The organism is Pseudolactococcus insecticola, assembly GCF_011170065.1.
In the GTDB taxonomy this organism is placed as follows: domain Bacteria; phylum Bacillota; class Bacilli; order Lactobacillales; family Streptococcaceae; genus Pseudolactococcus; species Pseudolactococcus insecticola.
On record NZ_BLLH01000003.1, the window covers coordinates 47,669 to 66,078 of the forward strand.

Genomic DNA, 18,410 nt, shown 5'->3' on the forward strand with positions numbered 1-18,410 from the left:
CATCGATATCGGCTTTTTCATATGATATTTCAAAATCGGTACTGTCTTAAGCTTCCTCATCTTCAACAAAAGTATTGAAAACTTCTTCGATCATATCCCATTCTTTGTCAGAATCTTCGTCGATTGGCAAAAGGTCGCCTTCTGTGCCGTCTTCGTTTTGTGTGTAGGCATAGGCTTGAATTTCAACTTCGCCGTTTTCGTCTTCTTCGACGCCTGCTGGCACGACAAGCACGTAGTTTTTGCCAAATTCTTCCTGACCGTCGATGGTCAAGAGGATTTCAAACAGGGTTTCATTACCTGCTTCATCAACCAGTGTGATGAATTCTTGCTCGTGTTCATGATTGTGGTCGTGGTCGTGTCCATGGTGATCATGATGCGTATGTTCAGTCATTTTTGAGTACTCCTATATTTTTCTTTAACTTTTACAAGCTATGGCTATCCAGATAGTTTTGTAAGATTAGGACGGCTGCTAGTTTGTCGATATATTTTTTGCGATTTTCACGGCGTGTATGCCCAGCTATCAGGACTTTTTCGGCTTGCGCAGATGTCAAGCGCTCATCTTGGTAGCTAACGGGAATCCCGAAACGCTTTTCAAGCAGATCGCCATAGTGGCGACTGGCTTTGGCGCGGACGCCCTCGTCGTTGTTCATGTGCTTTGGCAGGCCTAGCACAAAACGCGCAGGCTGGTACTCAGCAACAAGCTCTGTCAAGCGCTCAAAACCGTAGTCTTGACTCGCTTCATTGATCCGAATCGTCTCAACGGGTTGCGCCGTATAGCCCAGCAAGTCACTGACCGCCACACCAACTGTCACACTCCCAACGTCAAGCCCAATCAGTCGTTGAAAGCTCAAAGTGCAACACCCTTATCTTTCAGGTAGCTTTTGATTAACTCTTCAACGATGTCATCGCGGTCAAAACGGCGAATCTTGTTGCGTGCGTCATTATGGCGCGGAATGTAGGCAGGATCCCCTGACAAGACATAGCCGACCATTTGATTGATAGGATTGTATCCTTTTTCACCCAAAGACGTGTAAACACTGACAAGCGTTTCGCCGATCTCTTTTTTGCTCGAGTCATCGAACTCGAAGCGGACTGTTTCATCTGTAAAGCTCATATGTGTTCCTCACTTCTCTTATACTTTTTTTGAGTTAGATTCATTATAAGGTATTTTCTGGAAAATTTCAAATATTTTTCTTATTGTTTTTGATTTGTTGTGGCAGCAGCCGTAAAAAAACGAAAATTTCTGCGCGTGTATCGCAAAAATTTTTATATTTTATGGTAAGATGTTGCCAGCACTCATGTAAAGGCTGTACCATTCTTCACGGGTAAGGACGAGATCTGCCGCCTCTGTTGCTTCGATGATACGACTTGGAGTCATTGTCCCGATGATCGTTTGGATATTTGCCGGGTGGCGATTGATAAAGGCAACAGCGATACCGCTAGGTGTGACGTTATATTTATCTGCCAGCTCAACCAGTTTGGCATTCAACTCTGGGAATTTGTCGTTACCGATGAAAATGCCGTCAAAGAAGCCATATTGGAAGGGTGACCAGGCTTGGATGGTCATGTCGTGAATACGTGAGTACTCAAGGATGCCACCATCACGATTGAGGCCGGCGTTATTTTCCATATTGACATTGAGGCCAGCGTCGATCATCCCTGTATGTTTGAGCCCAAACTGAAGTTGGTTGATATTGAGATTTTGCTTAACAGCTGTTTTCAACAACTCGATTTGACCAGGATTTTGATTTGACACGCCAAAGGCACGAACTTTACCAGATTTTTCGAGCTCGCTGAAAGCTTCAGCAACCTCCTCAGGCTCGACCAATGTATCAGGGCGGTGCAAGAGGAGTGTGTCCAGATAATCCGTGTCCAGACGTGTTAAAATGCCTTCAACAGACTCGATGATATGCTTTTTGGAAAAATCAAAGCTCACACCTGGGATAATCCCACATTTTGACTGAAGATAGATATCGCTGCGTGACACACTTGTTTCTTTGAGCGCTTTTGCGAAAATCGTTTCGCACTCACCGCCACCGTAGATGTCAGCGTGATCAAAAAAGTTAATACCATTGTCGTAAGCAGTTTGAATGATCTCAGCAGGATTTTTCCCGTCTTCGTTCATGCGCATGCAGCCAAGAATAATCTGGCTAGCCTTGATATCCGTGTTTGCGAGTTGTATGTGTTTCATGAGATAAGTTCTCTTTTCTATATAAAATAATAACAATGTAACCGTTTCCATTATATCACAAAACAAAGCAGTTATGCAAATTTTGCACAAAAAAATAACACAGACTCGAGTTTCTGCATTATTTTTTGTTTGTAAGATTAAGCGCTCAATACAGCACGTCCTTTGCGACGGCGACTAGCGACGACACGACGGCCGTTCTTAGTTGACATACGTTTACGGAAACCGTGTGTTTTTTGGCGTTTACGTTTACTTGGTTGGTAAGTGCGTTTCATTATATTTTCCTCCTGTACAAGATTAACATGTCTAGCCTAGGCTTTTGATCAATTACTAAACATACCTTAATATTCTACTTTATTTACAAGCATTTGTCAAGACTGTTTGAGTTATAATGTCGTTAATCTTTTGTCACGACGATATAGCGTGCGTTATCTCTGCCTTCTGAACGGCTTGAGACGCCATTTTCACGTGTGATAATAGCATGAACGATCCGACGTTCGTTACTTTGCAAGTCATTGACATAGACAGTTTCACCGTTACGTGCACGCTTAGCCGCCTGATGGGCAAGGCTTGTCACGTAGACTTTGCGTTTTTCGTGGTAGTCGCCAACGTTGATAGCAAGCGCAACACGCTCTTCAGTCAAGCCGTTGGCATAGGCTTTTGCGAGGACTTGCAGGCTTTGCAAGATTTTACCATGTTTACCAATCAAGAGACCGTCTTGAGACGACTGTAGATTGAAAACAATGAGATTACCTTCATTTTTGACTGAGACTGACGCTGGCACGCCCATGTCTTGCGTGATCAGAGTCAGATATTTTGAAACTTCCTTGATGACTTTGTTCTGACCAGATGTGATTTCTTGCGCCTTGACGATTGCTAGTGCTTCATCGTCAAGCAAAAGGTCATCTTGTTCTGCGATTTTACGTTCTGCAATTTCATTTTGCGCTTCTTCGATGACTGCATTTTTTTCAGCTTCTGACAAATCACCTGAACTTGCTTTTTCAGCTGCTCTGACGGCTTTAACGACTTGTGATAACTCAAGCGTTGCTTCCATTGCTGACTGAACTTTTGGCGCTTCAGCGATAAATTCAGCGTCAAGACCACGTGTAGCTAGGCGATCTGCCTGACGAACCGTCTCTTCTTGGATGGGCTCGATGTTGATCCTAGCACGTTTTTTGCCAATGCCTAGAAATCCCTTTTTATCTGTTTGTTCGATTTGGATGTGGACATTTTCGCGTTTTGCACCTAGCTTTTTCAAGCCACGCTCAATCGCTTCTTCCACTGTATTCCCCGTAAAAATAGCCATATAATAACTATCTCCTTATCTTTTCTTTTTAGCCTTTGCTAATGCTTTCTGGCGCGCTTTTTCTTTATTTTTCTCAGCATTTACTTTTTGCGCACGCTCTTCTTGAATCTTGAACGGATTATTGAGTAAAAGCGTTTGGAAGACTTGGTAGGCGTTTGACACCGTCCAATAAAGCGCAACCCCTGCTGCAACACTGATCCCCATGAAGAAGATCATGACGGGCATGATGTAGGTCATGGCGGTTGTCATCGTGTTACGCTCAGGCGCAGCTTTCATAGCCAGCCACGAGCTCGCAAAGGTAAAGAGCGCCGCAAGCACGGGCAAGACGAAGTAGGGATCGTGACCCGAGATGTCAAACCAGAGAAAATGCCCATCACGCAGAAAATCAACTCGCGTAATCGCTTGGTACAAAGCCCACAAAATCGGCATTTGAACAACTAACGGCAGACAACCCATGTAGGGATTCACGCCATTTTCTGCGTAAAGTTCTTGCGTTTTCTCAGCAACGATGCGACGGCTCTCCGTATCTTTTCCGGGATGCGCAGCTTGAATTTTTTTCAGCTCAGGCTGGATGTCTTGCATCTTGCGCGTTGACTTTGTCTGCACGTGCATGAGCGGTAGTAAAACCGTTCTGATGACAATGGTAAATAAGATAATGCCGAGTCCGACCAAACCACCAAATGACAAAAACTTGATGATCTGTGCAAAGCCAAAGACGAATTGATCCCAGATGCCGCTTGATTTTGAGGTTATGTCTGAGCGACCACAGCCCGTCAGAATAAAGATTGCCAGGCTAGCTAGTCCTGATAGTTTTAGTTTTCTTTTCACACGTATTCCCTATTTTCTTACTATAATATTTTATTGCTGTTTGTAAATTTTCGAAACCTTCAATGCATGCGTCAAATTTTTTTGAACCTCTTCAAAGCTCAATTCTTCAACACCTTTTCGACAGACGATAACAAAATCTGTCGTTGAAAGATCATCAGAAATCGCCATGACAGCATGTCTGACCAGACGTTTGACACGGTTTCTGACGACAGCATTGCCTAATTTTTTGCTGACTGAGACCGCCACACGAAAATGATTGGTTTCTGACGGTACTTGGTAGATGACAAATTTTTTATTGGCAGCTGAATTTCTCGCTAGGAAAATTTTATCAAAGTCTGTTGTTTTCTTGATTCTCAACGCTTTTTTGATTGCCAACACACACTCTCCCAGGGTAATTTATCTAGTTAATTTTACCACAAATGTACGAAAAAAGCACCTTTTCGGCACCTTTTTTCTTCATTTTCTGATTATGCTGGCGCAAGTTTGTAGATCCAGACTTGACTGTACCCGTCGTCAGCACAGGTTTGGAGTGTCATGCGGCCATCAAATATCACGGCTGCACGGTCAACGCCACTATAAACATCCTTGTAGCGTTTAGCCTCAGAACTACCTGGATAGGTTTCAGGTGGTCCCCAGATGCGATAAATCTCAGAAACACGGTAGACAGCACCGTTGATTCGTGCTAGACTGCCGACGTTCAGCGCTAAAAATGCAGCGCCTGATCCAGGATTATGCGCAACGATGTGGTTTGCCATCCATTGGCCAAAGCCTGTGTCTGGCACGTAACCTGTGTAGGGCGCCGAGATGTCGATCGTATAGGGCGAGGGAGCTGGTTGACTCGGTGCGGGCGTGACCGCTTGTTGTGGCGCTTGATTAGCCACGCTTGACTGCTCTTGTGACGGCTGTGTTACTGGTTCAGCTGGTGCTACTGGTTCTGAAGGCGTTGCGACGGGTGCCGGTGCAGGCGCTGGCTTTTCCTTGTATTTGACGACAATTTTTTTGTCTTTGTCAAAGTTGATGTCTTGCGACGGTGCGCTAGCTAGGATTTGCCCCGCTAGCTCAGCCTTGGCTCTGTAAGTTTCAGCCGTGTTTTGCGGTTTAGTCAGGGTCTGCGTCTCAAGGACTTTGCCATCTTTACCGACAAGCTCGAGTGTTACAGTAATTGCCTTAGTATGGTAAAAAGTCAACGTTTTGCCGTTTTTAGCAATTGCGCCAATTGTGCTGTCAGGTTTTATGTAACCTGCTATCTGAGGTTTTTCAACATAGACCAGATCGTCAGAAAAATAAGTTTTTTTCTCAGTTTTGACAACCTCTTGTGAGATTTTATCTACGTGCTTGATCGTCACAACAACATCCGACTTGACAATATGTGTGACCGAAAATGTCGTCAAGATAGCGAGAAATGCTAGTATTTTTTTCATGCCTATCTCCTTCTCATTTTTTTCGTTTTATTTGCAGATGTAAGTGTTTATATTATTATAATATCATTAGAACTTTTATGTACAAAATCATATCGGAGTTTTCATGTGCTTATTCTTGCAAGGAAAACAAAAAATCCACCCTAACGGTAGATTTTCATCTGTTATTCTATTTATTTATTTTTCTGACTCAAGGGTATCTTTAGCGCGCTCAATTTGCATTTTGACTTGTTCAAACCCTGTCCCGCCAAATGAATCACGCCGTTCAACTGCTGTCCTAGATTTCAAAGTTTCATAGATATCAGCTTCAATCAAGGGCGACACTTCTTGATAGCGCTCAAGTGGTACGTCTTGCAAATAATAACCCGCCTTCGTGCATTCTAGTACCATTTCTCCAACGATTTCATGCGCCTGACGAAAGGGCAGTCCCTTAGCAGCCAGGTAGTCCGCAAGCTCTGTCGCATTTGAAAAGTCTTTCTCAGTCGAGCTGCTCATGATTTCCTTGTTGACAGACAGGGTTGACAGCATGCCAGCCATGACGTCAAGGCTCGTCAGAATCGTGTCTGCCGTGTCAAACATGCCTTCCTTGTCTTCTTGCAAATCTTTATTGTAGGCGAGTGGCAGAGATTTCATGACGGTAAGCAAACCGAACAGATTACCATAAACACGGCCAGACTTGCCGCGAATCAGCTCAGCCATATCTGGATTTTTCTTCTGAGGCATGATCGACGATCCCGTTGAAAAGGCATCAGACAGGGTCACAAACTTGTACTCATTGCTACACCAAAGGATGATCTCCTCACAAAAACGCGACAGGTGCATCATGAGAATGCTTGCATTGCTCAAAAACTCAAGGATAAAATCACGGTCACTCACCGCATCCATGGAGTTGACATAAACGTCGCTAAATCCCATGAGACTGGCTGTTTCTTTGCGGTCAATCGGGAAAGTCGTCCCGGCAAGTGCCGCCGCACCAAGCGGCGAAATGTCGGCATGCTGGATATTAAACTCAAAACGCTCAAAATCGCGAGTCAGCATGCTATAGTAGGCCATGAGATGGTGCCCAAAAGAAATCGGCTGCGCATGTTGCAGATGCGTGTAGCCTGGCATGATCGTCTCAACGTGTTCTGACGCAAGCGCAACCAGCACCTCACGCAGGTTATGGAGCTTCTCTAAAGTCTCTGTCAGCGTGTCTTTCATCCAGAGGTGCATGTCCGTTGCGACCTGGTCGTTACGCGAACGCGCCGTGTGGAGTTTCCCCGCAACAGGACCGATTTCGGCATGCAGATAGGTCTCCATGTTCATATGGATGTCTTCGTTCTCAATCTTGAACTCAATGTCACCCTTTTCATATTTTTCTTCAACTTTTTTGATGCCAGCCTTGATCTGATCAGCCTCGTCAGCCGTCAGAATGCCTGTTGATGCAAGCATCGTCACATGTGCCAAACTGCCTTTCAAATCTTGACGCGCCATTTTCTTATCAAACGTGATTGAAGCACCAAACGCTTCTGTTTTCTTGTCGAGTCCCTCTTCAAAGCGACCGCCCCATAATTTTGCCATGGTATTCCTCTGGTTTCTAGTTTTATTTTTAGTAACACTTATTCTTCGTCTTTAATTATAACAAAAAAAGCGCTCATCACGCTTAGAATGCGAAATTGTAATTCTCTGATTACGTTTAATTTCTTGTTTTAGGTGAAATTTCACTGAATTTCTTAACCCGACCAATCGCCCTCTCTGTGACAATTATTGGTTTTATCGTCTCAAATCCTGTTCACTGACTAGGTTTATTTGATGACTTATCTCATTTTCAGTCTCAAGTCGTTTAAAATAGAGGACTCATCCGCACGAACTGCGTTCGCTTACGGCGATTCCCTAATTTTCTACAACTCAAAGCAGGCGCTTCAACCTTTTAGTTTATCCCACACTTGTGCATTTACTTGTGATGGTAGGCCCCAAAGTTTGATGAAGCCAACTGCTGCGTCTTGGTCAAACTCGTCTGCAGCTGTATATGTTGCCAAATTTTCATCATAAAGTGAGTTTGGTGATTTACGACCAACACAGATGGCGTTACCCTTGTAAAGTTTGACTTTTACAGTTCCGTTAACCACTTCTTGCGTGCTGTCGATATATGATTTGAGTGCATCTGTCGCTGGATTGAACCAAAGACCGTTGTAAATCGTGTTAGACAGTTCGTTTTCGATAACTGGTTTGAAATGCGACACTTCACGAACAAAGGTAATATCTTCAATGTCCTTGTGGGCTTTCAGGATAACCGTCGCACCTGGGCACTCGTAAACTTCACGTGATTTGATCCCAACCAGACGATTTTCCACATGGTCGATCCGGCCAATGCCGTGTTTACCCGCGATAATGTTTACATCATTGATCAATTGGTACAAAGGAATTTTTTCGCCATTAAGCGCAACTGGAATCCCTTTTTCAAATGTCAACTCGATAAATTCGGCTTCATCAGGTGCATTTTCGATGGACGTTGTCATGAAGAACGCATCTTCTGGACATTCATTCCATGGATTTTCAAGAATACCCGCTTCGATAGCACGTCCCCAAAGGTTCATGTCAATTGAGTAAGGATTGTCAAGGTCCGCAGGAACTGGAATGCCGTTTTCTTTCGCGTATTCGATTTCTGCTTCACGTGACCATTTCCACTCACGGACTGGCGCCAAAACTTTAAGATCAGGCGCAAGCGAGTGAATCGCTACTTCAAAACGAACTTGGTCGTTGCCTTTACCTGTACAGCCATGCGCAATGCCAGCCGCACCAGTTTCACGCGCCACTTCTACCAAAGCTTTTGAGATCAATGGCCGTGAGAGCGCTGAAACAAGTGGATATTTTTGTTCATACATAAGATTACCTTTGATGGCATATCCCACATAATTATGCGTGAAGTCATCTTTAGCGTTAATCACGTAAGACTCGATTGCGCCGATTTTGAGGGCTTTTTCTTTGATAAAGTTTAAATCTTTACCTTCGCCCACGTCCATACATGCTGCAACGACGTCGTAGCCTTCGTCAACGAGCCATTTGATTGCGACTGATGTGTCAAGTCCGCCTGAATAGGCGAGTACAATTTTTTCTTTTGCCATGAATAAGTTACTCCAATTTATTTTGTTTTTTGATTATATATACAGTATAGTGCATAAAAATACATTTGTCAAGTGATTTGTGCATATTTTTTCAGTTTTTTTCTTCTGACGAAATCTTATATTTTCTGTTACAATAAAAAGTATGAAAAAATTTGTTAAAATCCTGATCGCTTTTCTTCTCGTTTTAGTTGCGGCAACGGTTGGTGCGAGCTTCTACTTTTTCCACGTGGCGCAGGTGCGCGAAGATAAGTCGTTTATCAGCAAAAAACCGACTCCAAAATCCTCCCCCATTTACCAAGATGAAAAAGATTTTCTGACGCTAAGTAAACAAACGCTGACTCTGGAAAATGACGATCTGACGCTCAAAGCTTGGTATGTGCCTGCTGAGACGAAAACTGATAAAACCGTGATCGTCGTCCACGGTTTCAACGGTAGCAAAGAAAAGATGACCGCTTACGGCATGATGTTCCACAAGCTCGGCTACAACGTCCTCATGCCCGACAACCGTGCCCATGGCGACTCGGAAGGCACGCTGATCGGCTACGGCGTAACAGATAAACGCGATCTGATCAAATGGACAAACAAGCTCATCAAGGCAGATCCAAAGACCGATATCACCTACTTTGGCCTGTCTATGGGCGCTGCGACGGTCATGCTCGCAAGCGGCGAAAAACTGCCCGAAAATGTCCATAACATCATCGAAGATTGCGGCTACAGCTCAGTATGGGGCGAGCTGACTTATCAGGCGAAAGAAATGTACGGCCTGCCCAAGTTCCCGCTCTTATATGAAGTCTCTGCCATTTCAAAAATCCGTGCTGGCTTCTCATATGGTGAAGCGGGCGCAAGTTCAGTCAAAGCACTCGAACACAACAAGCTACCTGTTTTATTTATCCACGGCAGCGCCGATGACTTTGTCCCTACAAAAATGGTTTATCAAAATTACGCCGCAACAAAAGGCCCCAAAGAACTATTCATTGTGAAAGGCGCCAAACACGCCCAAGCCTTAGAAAAAGACAAAAGCGGCTACTATGCGAAAGTCACTGCATTTCTGAAAAATAATTCTTTTTGATAATTATTATTGGCAAATTCGCAAGTCCAAACACGTTTTTTAGTCATCCACCTACACAAACTTACTATAATATGGTAAAATTAAAAGAATGACTTTTATTGAATATTAGGAGACAAGATGGCTGACGAAAACACAGTAGAATTAAACGACCAGATGCTCGTGCGTCGCGAAAAATTGGAAGCAATCCGCGAAGCAGGATTGGACCCTTTTGGCAAACGCTTTGAGCGTACAGCAAATTCCGCATCTTTGAATGCCAAATACGCTGACAAATCAAAAGAAGAACTCCATGAGTTAGAGGAACGTGCGACCATTGCTGGCCGTATCATGACAAAACGCGGCAAAGGTAAAGTTTCTTTTGCCCACATCCAAGACCGTGAAGGTCAAATCCAGATCTACGTCAGAAAAGACAATGTTGGCGATGAGGCTTACGACATTTTCAAACATGCTGACCTTGGTGACTTTTATGGCGTTGAAGGCGAAGTCATGCGCACTGACATGGGTGAGCTGTCGATTAAAGCTGATAAGATTACTTTCTTGTCAAAATCTCTGCGCCCATTGCCTGAAAAATACCACGGCCTGACAGATACTGAGACCAAATACCGCAAACGTTACTTGGACTTGATCTCTAACCGCGAGAGTTTTGAGCGTTTTGTGACCCGTAGCAAGATCATCTCTGAAGTCCGTCGTTACCTTGATAGCAACGATTACCTCGAAGTTGAAACGCCCGTGCTCCATAACGAAGCAGGTGGTGCTGCGGCAAAACCGTTCATTACGCATCATAATGCTCAGGACATCGACATGGTCCTGCGCATTGCGCTCGAGCTCCATTTGAAACGCCTGATTGTTGGTGGCATGGAGAAAGTCTATGAGATTGGTCGTGTTTTCCGTAACGAAGGCATGGACACGACGCACAACCCTGAGTTTACCATGCTCGAAGTCTACACGGCTTATACCGACTACAACGACGTCATGGACTTGACCGAAGGCCTGATCCAACACGTCGCAAAAACCGCCGTTGGTAAAGACATCGTGGACTATGACGGTCAAGCCATCAACCTCGCCGACAAGTTCAAACGTGTCCATATGGTGGATGCCATCAATGAAAAAACTGGCGTCAACTTCTTTGACATCACTGATTTCGAGGCTGCTAAGGCCGTTGCAAAAGAACACGACATTCACGTCGAACCGCATTTTCGTTGGGGGCATATCGTCAATGAATTCTTTGAAAAATACGTCGAAGAAACGCTAGTACAGCCAACATTTATCTACGGACATCCCGTTGATATTTCACCGCTTGCTAAGAAAAACCCTGACGATGCGCGCTTTACTGACCGCTTTGAGCTCTTTATCGTAGGCCGTGAATTTGGTAATGCCTTTACAGAGTTAAATGACCCGATTGACCAACTTGAACGCTTTGAAAAACAGGCGAGCGATGCGGCAAACGGGGACGACGAAGCGACTGGCGTTGACTATGACTTTGTCGAAGCCCTAGAATACGGCATGCCGCCAACTGGTGGTTTGGGTATCGGTATTGACCGCCTAGTCATGTTGCTGACAAATGCCAGCTCCATTCGTGATGTGCTGCTATTCCCAACTATGAAATAATAAATGACCACATAAAAAAACGTTATCCTCTACGGATAACGTTTTTTTCTTACAGATACGGCAGCAGATTATCAAGGACAATCTCATAGCCATCAGGCAACATATGTGCCCCGTCAAATGTCAAATCTGCTTTCAGATTACCCGTTTCATCGGTTAATCCTGCATTAGCATTGATAAAGGTGTATCCGTGCTTTTCTGCTAATACTGCTACTTTTTGACTGTATTGGGCGTTTATCTCATTACCTCGGTGCTCAAACAAGGACTTGTGTTCGCCTTTTTCTTCACCGAAATTCGTTGTTTCATTGATTGGATAGTAAGCCATCACATAGACCGCTGTCTTTGGTAATCGTGCCTGTATTTGCGACAAAATCTGATCATAATTTTCCAAAAAAACAGTCTCAGGGACGTTAAATCCGCCGTCGTTGTCGCACGAACGCCACGGTTGTATATCTTCAAGTCAAGTCCCAGACCAACCTGCATCTTCTCAATCGGAAATATCTCCATCAATGACGAGCCAACAAAATCAATCTGTCCTTTTTCAGCCTGCAAATTTTCCTGCGCATACTTAGCACGAATCTGATCTTGAAACTCACGTATCCTCGGATCTAGGTTGGTTAATTCTCTGGTTTGTTCCGTCATGGCATCTCCTTTACTTCGTCTACCTAACTATTTTAATACTTGCCCAGATATTTGTCAAACGATTTGCACCTGTATAAACAGCCACAACAAAAAAAACGTCCGCAGACGTTTTCAACTATTCCCGATTATTTTGCTTTACGCAGGACACCAAAGAGGATGCCTGAAATAACTGCACCGATTGCGATGGCAACGAGGTACATGAGCGGGTTTGACGTGAGCGCGATAACGAAGATACCGCCGTGAGGTGCCATGAGCTTGATGCCAATAGCGCCCACGATACCACCTGTTACGGCTGATCCAATGACAAATGACGGTATGGCACGTGCTGGGTCAGCTGCGCCAAATGGAATAGCCCCCTCAGTGATAAAGGAAAGTCCCATGACAATGTTTGTCAATCCTGAGTTCCGTTCATCTTTTGTGAATTTATCCTTGAACAGTAATGTCGCAACAAAGACTGCGAGCGGCGGCACCATACCGCCTGCCATGACTGATGCCATGACCACAGAACCACCTGTTGCAACAGTTGCTGCAAGTGTTCCTGTCCCAAAGACATAGGCTGTTTTATTGAACGGTCCACCCATGTCAATCGCCATCATACCACCCAGTAAAGCGCCTAATACAACAGCATTCGCACCAGATAGACTTTCAAGGAAGTTGCTGAGACCTGTATTGATTGCACCCATTGGAATGTTGACAAAAAGCATCAAGAAACCTGTGATAAGTACGCCAAGTACTGGATAGATCAGGATTGATACGATACCATTGAGTGACTTAGGCACATTTGCAAAGAGTTTTTTGAGGACAAGGATGATGCCACCTGCGAGAAAGCCACCGACCAAAGCCCCTAGGAAACCAGACGGTACGCCTGCAAGGGCAAGCGTTTTTTCGCCACCACTTGCAAATGGTACTTTGCCAAAAGCAAGACCGGTTGAGGCGATACTACCCGCCACAAAGCCTGCGACAAGACCCGGTTTTTCAGCGATAGAATAGGCGATATAACCTGCAAGTACTGGCAACATAAAGCCAAACGCTGCGCTACCTAGTTGTTTGAAAATGCTCGCAATCTCATGATAGCTCCCAAGATTACTCAGCTGATCTTTTGGCACACCGAGCGCATTATCAAGGAGAAAGGCGATGGCAATCGCAATCCCACCACCGATGACAAATGGCAACATAGATGAAACGCCACTCATGAGGTGCTTGTAAAATGCTTTCCCCGGCGTCAGCTTTTCTGATGACTCGCTTTGTGCCTCACCTGATGCTTGATAAGCAGGTAGTTTTCCTGACAGCGCTTCATTGATTAAGTTTTCAGGTTCTCGGATGCCCGCTGCGACTGGTTTTGAAATCAATGGTTTACCATCAAAACGATCCATCTCGACTGCTTTATCAGCTGCGATGATGACGCCTTTTGCACGCTTGATGTCGTCAGCCGAAAGCTTGTTTCCGATACCTGAGGCGCCGTTGGTCTCAACTTTTATCCCGACGCCCATTTCCCTGGCCTGCTTTTTGAGCGCTTCTTCAGCCATATAGGTGTGCGCGATACCTGTCGTGCATGCTGTAACCGCTACCAAAAAATCTTGGCCGTCGTTAAACGACGTGATGTCTTCTTTAAGTGCTTGAGTTTCAACTTCGTCAAATGTCGCAAGGACATCATCAGGCGTCGTTGCTTTGCGAAGTGTATCTGCAAAGCCGTCACGCATCAGATATTTAGAAAGCTCAGCTAAAGCTGCCAAGTGCGTATCATTGGCACCATCTGGCGCTGCAATCATAAAGAATAGATCTGTCGGTTGACCATCTAGACTGTCATAGTCCAGTCCGCCATTTTTCTTTGCAAAGAGAACAGTTGCTTCAGTCACGGCAGCATTTTTGCTGTGCGGCATCGCAATCCCGTCGCCAAGTCCTGTCGTCGTCTGTGCTTCACGCGCATCAATCCCCGCTTTAAACGTATCAAAGTCAGTCACAACACCCGTGTCAACGAGTTTTTGTACCATTTCTGAAATCGCTTCTTGCTTGTTTGTTGCTTTCAAGTCAAGAATCATGGCTTTTTTGTTAAGTAAGTCTTGTATTTTCATAATTTTTCCACTTCTACTTTCTGATAAGTTTCCTTGATAAAATCAGCGGTTGCTAGGTCGTCTGAAAATGCGGTCGCGCTCCCACATGCCACCCCCATCTTAAAGGCGGAAAGCGCATCGCCAGTCTCAGCGAATTGCCCAACAAAACCTGCAATCATCGAATCGCCCGCACCGACTGAGTTTTTGACCGTACCCTTGATGGCCTTTGCAAAATAAGTTGCGTCAGTCGTAAATAGCAAAGCACCGTCGCCCGCCATCGAGATCATGGCGTTTTGAGCACCATCTTCTAGCAACTGACGCCCGTAAGGCAGAAGCTCATCGACACTTGAAAAGCTCACACCATAAATGGCTTCAAGTTCATGATTATTTGGCTTGACGACAAGCGGCTTTTGCGCAAGTGACGTCACGAGTACGTCGCCTTCGATGTCAATGACAAACTCAGCCTGTTTGGCAACGACTTTTTTGATAATTTCTAGGTAAAACGCCTGACCAAGGCTGGCTGGCGCTGAACCAGCCAAAACAACGATGTCATCTGACGTCAGAACGTCTAATTTTTCAAGAAAATGCGCACGCGCTTCTGACGAAATATCAGGACCAGCACCGTTTATCTCGCTTTCTTCGTCAGACTTGATTTTGACATTGATCCGCGTGTCAGCGTCAATTGCTACAAAGTCAGTCGTAATCGCCTCAGTACGCAGTTTTTCTTCTATGAATTTTCCTGTAAAGCCTCCTAGAAAGCCAAGTGCAGTTGACGTCGTGTTAAGCTGCGATAAAACGCGCGAGACGTTGATGCCTTTGCCTCCTGGAAATTTATCGTCGCTTGTCATGCGGTTGACCTGACCAACTTTAAACTCAGGTAGTCTGACCAAAAAGTCAATGGATGGGTTAAGTGTTACTGTGTAAATCAATGATTTTCCTCCGTTATAATCGTTACATCGTCATATTCTGCGAATTTGGCGAAGTATATTTTATCAAATTTTGAGCTATCCGCCAGGATGAATTTTTCACGTGATTGCTTGCAAACAAGCCGTTTGATCGTGGCTTCTTCCTCATCTGGCGTTGTAATGCCGACCTCTGCTGAGATACCGTTGCAGCCGACAAATGCCTTGCTAAAGTTAAAACTCATCAGCTGCTGCACGGCGACATTGCCCGTGACAGCATCCGTTGCAGATTTGACGGCACCTCCGATGATGATTGTTTTGATCTGCTTATCTAAGAGCGCAGCCGCCGTATGCACCGAGTTTGTCACAACCGTCAGATTGCGCCTATCCCCTAGAAATGCTGTCATCATGGCAACGGTCGTGCCCGCATCCATAAAAATCACGTCGTCATCCAAGACTTTTTCTGCGGCTCTTTGTGCGATTTCTCGTTTTTCTTGAACGTTTTTGATAGATTTTTCAGCCACATTTTCTTCATGGGTCATGGTCGCTAAACTTTCTGCACCTCCATGAACACGTTTGAGTTTGTGCGCTTCATCTAACTCGGTCAAATGGCGTCTGACGGTCGACTCACTACTATCAAGCGCTTGAGATAATGTTTCTAAATCCACATAACCTTTTTGATTGACCAGGGTCAGAATTTTCTGCTTTCGCTCATTTTTTAACATCTTGTTGTCTCTTTCTGTTTTTGAAATCGCTTACAAATATTATTATACATCTAAATTTGTCATTGTCAAGCATTTTCTATCAAAAACTATCAAATATAGTTGCGGTAATTTGCCAACAAAAAAAGCTAGCCAATTTTCTTGACTAGCTTTTTTATATATTGTCATACCTATTAATCAATATGAACTTGTGGCAAGATACGGTCCAACCATTTTGGCAAATACCAGTTAGCGCGTCCGAACCACGCGATTGTTGCTGGAACCAAAATCATTCGAACGAGCAAGGCGTCAAACAACACGCCACCTGATAAGGCCAAGCCCATCGATTTAACTGTGGCGTCACTTGCAAAGACGAAACCTGAGAATACCGCAACCATGATGAAGATTGCAGCCATGATGGCTGGTCCATTGGCCTTCACACCTTCTTGAACCGCTAACTTCGTGTCGCCATGTTCCTTGTAAATTTCACGAATCCGACTCACCAGGAACACTTCGTAATCCATCGCGAGCCCGAACATAATTCCAATAACCAAGACTGGCAAAAAGTTCAACACCGCGATTTTTGTTGGAATACCAAGCAATGAAATCAAGTGGCCGTCTTGCAAAATCCAAACCAAGGCACCAAGTGTTGCGCCGAGTGATAAGGCGAACCCACCCACGGCTACTAGTGGAATCAGGAGTGAACGGAATACGGCTACCAGAAGAATAAAGGCAAAGACAACGATGATGACGGCAAATTTTGGCAAAGCTTTACCAATTGTGTCAGACAAATCGATACTGATCGCTGTTGCACCAGTTATTTCCATCTTAACGTCGCCTTTTTTAGACAAGTCGCGAATATCATGGACAAGTTTCTTAGTTTTAGGGCTGTTGGCGTCCGTTTTTGGTATCACGGTGAAGAAATAATACTTGTTATCAGCACTTGGTTGTGCTGGACTGACGCTAGAAACATCAGCAATGTGATCTGTAATTTCTTTTTGCGTATCTGCAACTGCTTCAGCGCTATCACCTTGCGCAATTACAACCAGCGTTGCTTCACTACCTTCGCCATAAGCGGCTGTTTCAAGGTCGTAAGCGCGGCGTTCGGTTAATGATGTTGACTTGCCGCCATCATTTGGCAAACCAAGGTTCATGTGACCAAATGGCACAGTAGCCATCGCTAATCCGGCAACCGTCACCAATGTCAAAATGATTTTATGTTTTGTGACGAAACGACCCCAACCACCAACAATGCGCAAATTAGCGAAAGCTGATAAGAGACGATTCCCATGTCCAGGTCGAACACGGTCACCAATCAACGTCAAGAGGGCTGGTACAAATGTTAATGACATAAACATGGCGAATACGACACCAATTGCGGCGGTAATTCCCATTGTGCCTAAGAACGAAATACCTAATGTTGTCATGGCAACCATGGCCACCACAACGGTCATGCCGGCGAAGATAACCGCCACGCCAGCAGATGCCATCGCTTTTTGCAAGGCAATTTTACGAGATGGTGCTGTGGTCAATTCTTGACGGTAGCGTGAAATGATAAACAATGCGTAATCAATCCCAACAGCCAAGCCCATCATACCAACCAATGAAGATGACACCGTTGGAATATCCAAGTAGTTCGTTAAGAAGATAATTACCATCATCGAAGAAGCCAAGCCAAGCAAGGCAGACAAGATTGGCAAACCAGCAACTAACAATGACGCAAAAGTGATAGCCAAAATCACATAGGCAATCAAGACACCAAAGCCTTCTGCTTCTTCACCTTGATCCATTGGTGAAATGGTTACTGTGCCACTCAATTCTGTTTGAATACCAGCATTTTTTGTGGTTTTGATTGCGTCGCGCACGCGACTCACCTGCTTTGCGGACACATCAGCTGCTTCTTGCTTAAAAATAACCATCGCATAAGCTGTTGTACCTTTTTTATCGTAACTGTGGATCATTTCTGGTGCAGCGACCGTCGTCACACCAGCTTGCTTTTGAATTTCAGCTAGCGTGGCATTGATCGCCTTCGTATTTGCTTCAGAAGTTAAATTCGTTTTACTGTGAAAAACGATTTTCATCTGTCCGCCTTTTGGGCTCATCGCTGGAAATTCTTTGGCCAACGTTTTCATTGCTTTAGCTGATTCTGAATCAGGCAATTCTAGTGATGCGCCAGAAAAATTGACGCCGGCATGTAAACCGATGCCAGCTACAATTGCAATGACTGCAATCACAGCAAAAATAGTGATTTTCGCGTGGTTATAAATGCCACCTGCGAGTTTGTGTAGGGCTTTTCCCATGTGATGTTCTCCTTTTGTCTGTTGACTATAAAGCTATTCTACTGAATATCCTGCTCAAAAACAATGGACGAAACGGCAGATTTTTCGCATATTTAGGCAAAAGAAAAAAAGCACAATTTGTAAAATGAAGTTAGCCACCCTAGGAAGAAATTGTCCCCAACAAAAAAACACCTCAAAGATGCTATGATGTTATTCCCAAAAACAGGCAATAGGAGCTTTGAGATGCAAACGCAGCAACTATCAAAATACACCAAGTAAATTTTTCCTCGCACTTTTCCCATTTTTTTGATATAATAAAA

At 44.5% G+C, this 18,410-nt stretch carries 19 protein-coding genes; 2 read left to right on the plus strand and 17 right to left on the minus strand.

Annotation, left to right across the window (positions count from 1 at the left end; all coding sequences use genetic code 11):
• Positions 1 to 46: 46 nt before the first annotated feature.
• The 11 genes from Hs20B_RS04060 to Hs20B_RS04110 form a co-directional block, all read right to left on the minus strand.
• Positions 47 to 391, minus strand: a complete 345-nt coding sequence (locus Hs20B_RS04060; RefSeq protein ID WP_172355897.1) for a DUF1292 domain-containing protein — start codon at positions 389 to 391, stop codon at positions 47 to 49.
• A 31-nt stretch (positions 392 to 422) separates the two neighbouring features.
• The gene (gene ruvX, locus Hs20B_RS04065) at positions 423 to 851 is read right to left on the minus strand and encodes a Holliday junction resolvase RuvX (protein ID WP_172355900.1); all 429 of its coding nucleotides are present in this window, start codon (positions 849 to 851) and stop codon (positions 423 to 425) included.
• On the minus strand, positions 848 to 1,114 hold the full coding sequence (locus Hs20B_RS04070; RefSeq protein WP_172355902.1) for an IreB family regulatory phosphoprotein: 267 nt from the start codon (positions 1,112 to 1,114) through the stop codon (positions 848 to 850). Before Hs20B_RS04070 ends, ruvX begins: the two co-directional genes overlap by 4 nt.
• Before the next feature lie 159 nt (positions 1,115 to 1,273).
• Positions 1,274 to 2,191 carry an aldo/keto reductase gene (locus Hs20B_RS04075; protein ID WP_172355904.1) on the minus strand — a complete coding sequence of 306 codons (918 nt, stop codon included), beginning with the start codon at positions 2,189 to 2,191 and terminating at the stop codon, positions 1,274 to 1,276.
• Positions 2,192 to 2,328: 137 nt separating this feature from the next.
• A complete protein-coding gene (gene rpmH, locus Hs20B_RS04080; protein WP_172355906.1) occupies positions 2,329 to 2,463 on the minus strand; it encodes a 50S ribosomal protein L34 in 135 nt (44 codons plus the stop codon).
• Between the two features lie 122 nt (positions 2,464 to 2,585).
• Complete coding sequence (jag, locus tag Hs20B_RS04085) at positions 2,586 to 3,494, minus strand: RNA-binding cell elongation regulator Jag/EloR (protein WP_172355908.1); 909 nt, start codon at positions 3,492 to 3,494, stop codon at positions 2,586 to 2,588.
• Positions 3,495 to 3,509: 15 nt separating this feature from the next.
• On the minus strand, positions 3,510 to 4,322 hold the full coding sequence (locus Hs20B_RS04090; RefSeq protein WP_172355910.1) for a YidC/Oxa1 family membrane protein insertase: 813 nt from the start codon (positions 4,320 to 4,322) through the stop codon (positions 3,510 to 3,512).
• 30 nt (positions 4,323 to 4,352) lie between these two features.
• Positions 4,353 to 4,697 (minus strand): ribonuclease P protein component, encoded by a 345-nt coding sequence (gene rnpA, locus Hs20B_RS04095; RefSeq protein ID WP_172355912.1) that lies wholly within the window; start codon positions 4,695 to 4,697, stop codon positions 4,353 to 4,355.
• Positions 4,698 to 4,789: 92 nt separating this feature from the next.
• On the minus strand, positions 4,790 to 5,743 hold the full coding sequence (locus Hs20B_RS04100; protein ID WP_172355914.1) for a hypothetical protein: 954 nt from the start codon (positions 5,741 to 5,743) through the stop codon (positions 4,790 to 4,792).
• A 174-nt stretch (positions 5,744 to 5,917) separates the two neighbouring features.
• Positions 5,918 to 7,300 (minus strand): argininosuccinate lyase, encoded by a 1,383-nt coding sequence (gene argH, locus Hs20B_RS04105; RefSeq protein WP_172355916.1) that lies wholly within the window; start codon positions 7,298 to 7,300, stop codon positions 5,918 to 5,920.
• Positions 7,301 to 7,641: 341 nt separating this feature from the next.
• A complete protein-coding gene (locus Hs20B_RS04110) occupies positions 7,642 to 8,844 on the minus strand; it encodes an argininosuccinate synthase (protein ID WP_172355917.1) in 1,203 nt (400 codons plus the stop codon).
• A gap of 142 nt (positions 8,845 to 8,986) precedes the next feature.
• Between Hs20B_RS04110 and Hs20B_RS04115 the strand changes: the two genes are divergently transcribed.
• Both Hs20B_RS04115 and lysS read left to right on the plus strand, forming a co-directional pair.
• A complete protein-coding gene (locus tag Hs20B_RS04115; RefSeq protein WP_172355919.1) occupies positions 8,987 to 9,913 on the plus strand; it encodes an alpha/beta hydrolase in 927 nt (308 codons plus the stop codon).
• Between the two features lie 117 nt (positions 9,914 to 10,030).
• Positions 10,031 to 11,518, plus strand: a complete 1,488-nt coding sequence (gene lysS / locus Hs20B_RS04120; protein WP_172355921.1) for a lysine--tRNA ligase — start codon at positions 10,031 to 10,033, stop codon at positions 11,516 to 11,518.
• Between the two features lie 49 nt (positions 11,519 to 11,567).
• Here lysS and Hs20B_RS09855 read toward each other — a convergent pair whose 3' ends face one another.
• The 6 genes from Hs20B_RS09855 to Hs20B_RS04145 all read right to left on the minus strand — a co-directional run bounded on the left by Hs20B_RS09855 (position 11,568) and on the right by Hs20B_RS04145 (position 18,111).
• Positions 11,568 to 11,906 (minus strand): GDSL-type esterase/lipase family protein, encoded by a 339-nt coding sequence (locus Hs20B_RS09855; protein ID WP_308780234.1) that lies wholly within the window; start codon positions 11,904 to 11,906, stop codon positions 11,568 to 11,570.
• Positions 11,840 to 12,157 (minus strand): SGNH/GDSL hydrolase family protein, encoded by a 318-nt coding sequence (locus Hs20B_RS09860; protein ID WP_308780236.1) that lies wholly within the window; start codon positions 12,155 to 12,157, stop codon positions 11,840 to 11,842. The genes Hs20B_RS09855 and Hs20B_RS09860 overlap by 67 nt, the downstream gene beginning before the upstream one ends.
• A 125-nt stretch (positions 12,158 to 12,282) precedes the next feature.
• Positions 12,283 to 14,229, minus strand: a complete 1,947-nt coding sequence (locus tag Hs20B_RS04130) for a PTS fructose transporter subunit IIABC (RefSeq protein WP_172355923.1) — start codon at positions 14,227 to 14,229, stop codon at positions 12,283 to 12,285.
• Positions 14,226 to 15,137, minus strand: a complete 912-nt coding sequence (pfkB, locus tag Hs20B_RS04135) for a 1-phosphofructokinase (RefSeq protein ID WP_172355925.1) — start codon at positions 15,135 to 15,137, stop codon at positions 14,226 to 14,228. The genes Hs20B_RS04130 and pfkB overlap by 4 nt, the downstream gene beginning before the upstream one ends.
• Positions 15,134 to 15,835 (minus strand): DeoR/GlpR family DNA-binding transcription regulator, encoded by a 702-nt coding sequence (locus Hs20B_RS04140; RefSeq protein WP_172355926.1) that lies wholly within the window; start codon positions 15,833 to 15,835, stop codon positions 15,134 to 15,136. Before Hs20B_RS04140 ends, pfkB begins: the two co-directional genes overlap by 4 nt.
• A 170-nt stretch (positions 15,836 to 16,005) precedes the next feature.
• Positions 16,006 to 18,111, minus strand: a complete 2,106-nt coding sequence (locus Hs20B_RS04145) for an MMPL family transporter (RefSeq protein WP_172355928.1) — start codon at positions 18,109 to 18,111, stop codon at positions 16,006 to 16,008.
• Between the last annotated feature and the right edge of the window lie 299 nt (positions 18,112 to 18,410).

What these genes read in the sequence shown, in the direction of transcription:
- Hs20B_RS04115 (WP_172355919.1), top strand. Translation starts at nt 8,987, where the DNA reads ATGAAAAAATTTGTTAAAATCCTGATCGCTTTTCTTCTCGTTTTAGTT.
- jag (WP_172355908.1), bottom strand. Translation starts at nt 3,494, where the DNA reads ATGGCTATTTTTACGGGGAATACAGTGGAAGAAGCGATTGAGCGTGGC.
- rpmH (WP_172355906.1), bottom strand. Translation starts at nt 2,463, where the DNA reads ATGAAACGCACTTACCAACCAAGTAAACGTAAACGCCAAAAAACACAC.
- Hs20B_RS04060 (WP_172355897.1), bottom strand. Translation starts at nt 391, where the DNA reads ATGACTGAACATACGCATCATGATCACCATGGACACGACCACGACCAC.
- argH (WP_172355916.1), bottom strand. Translation starts at nt 7,300, where the DNA reads ATGGCAAAATTATGGGGCGGTCGCTTTGAAGAGGGACTCGACAAGAAA.
- Hs20B_RS04070 (WP_172355902.1), bottom strand. Translation starts at nt 1,114, where the DNA reads ATGAGCTTTACAGATGAAACAGTCCGCTTCGAGTTCGATGACTCGAGC.
- Hs20B_RS04145 (WP_172355928.1), bottom strand. Translation starts at nt 18,111, where the DNA reads ATGGGAAAAGCCCTACACAAACTCGCAGGTGGCATTTATAACCACGCG.
- Hs20B_RS04130 (WP_172355923.1), bottom strand. Translation starts at nt 14,229, where the DNA reads ATGAAAATACAAGACTTACTTAACAAAAAAGCCATGATTCTTGACTTG.
- Hs20B_RS04100 (WP_172355914.1), bottom strand. Translation starts at nt 5,743, where the DNA reads ATGAAAAAAATACTAGCATTTCTCGCTATCTTGACGACATTTTCGGTC.
- Hs20B_RS04140 (WP_172355926.1), bottom strand. Translation starts at nt 15,835, where the DNA reads ATGTTAAAAAATGAGCGAAAGCAGAAAATTCTGACCCTGGTCAATCAA.
- Hs20B_RS09860 (WP_308780236.1), bottom strand. Translation starts at nt 12,157, where the DNA reads ATGACGGAACAAACCAGAGAATTAACCAACCTAGATCCGAGGATACGT.
- lysS (WP_172355921.1), top strand. Translation starts at nt 10,031, where the DNA reads ATGGCTGACGAAAACACAGTAGAATTAAACGACCAGATGCTCGTGCGT.
- Hs20B_RS04110 (WP_172355917.1), bottom strand. Translation starts at nt 8,844, where the DNA reads ATGGCAAAAGAAAAAATTGTACTCGCCTATTCAGGCGGACTTGACACA.
- Hs20B_RS04075 (WP_172355904.1), bottom strand. Translation starts at nt 2,191, where the DNA reads ATGAAACACATACAACTCGCAAACACGGATATCAAGGCTAGCCAGATT.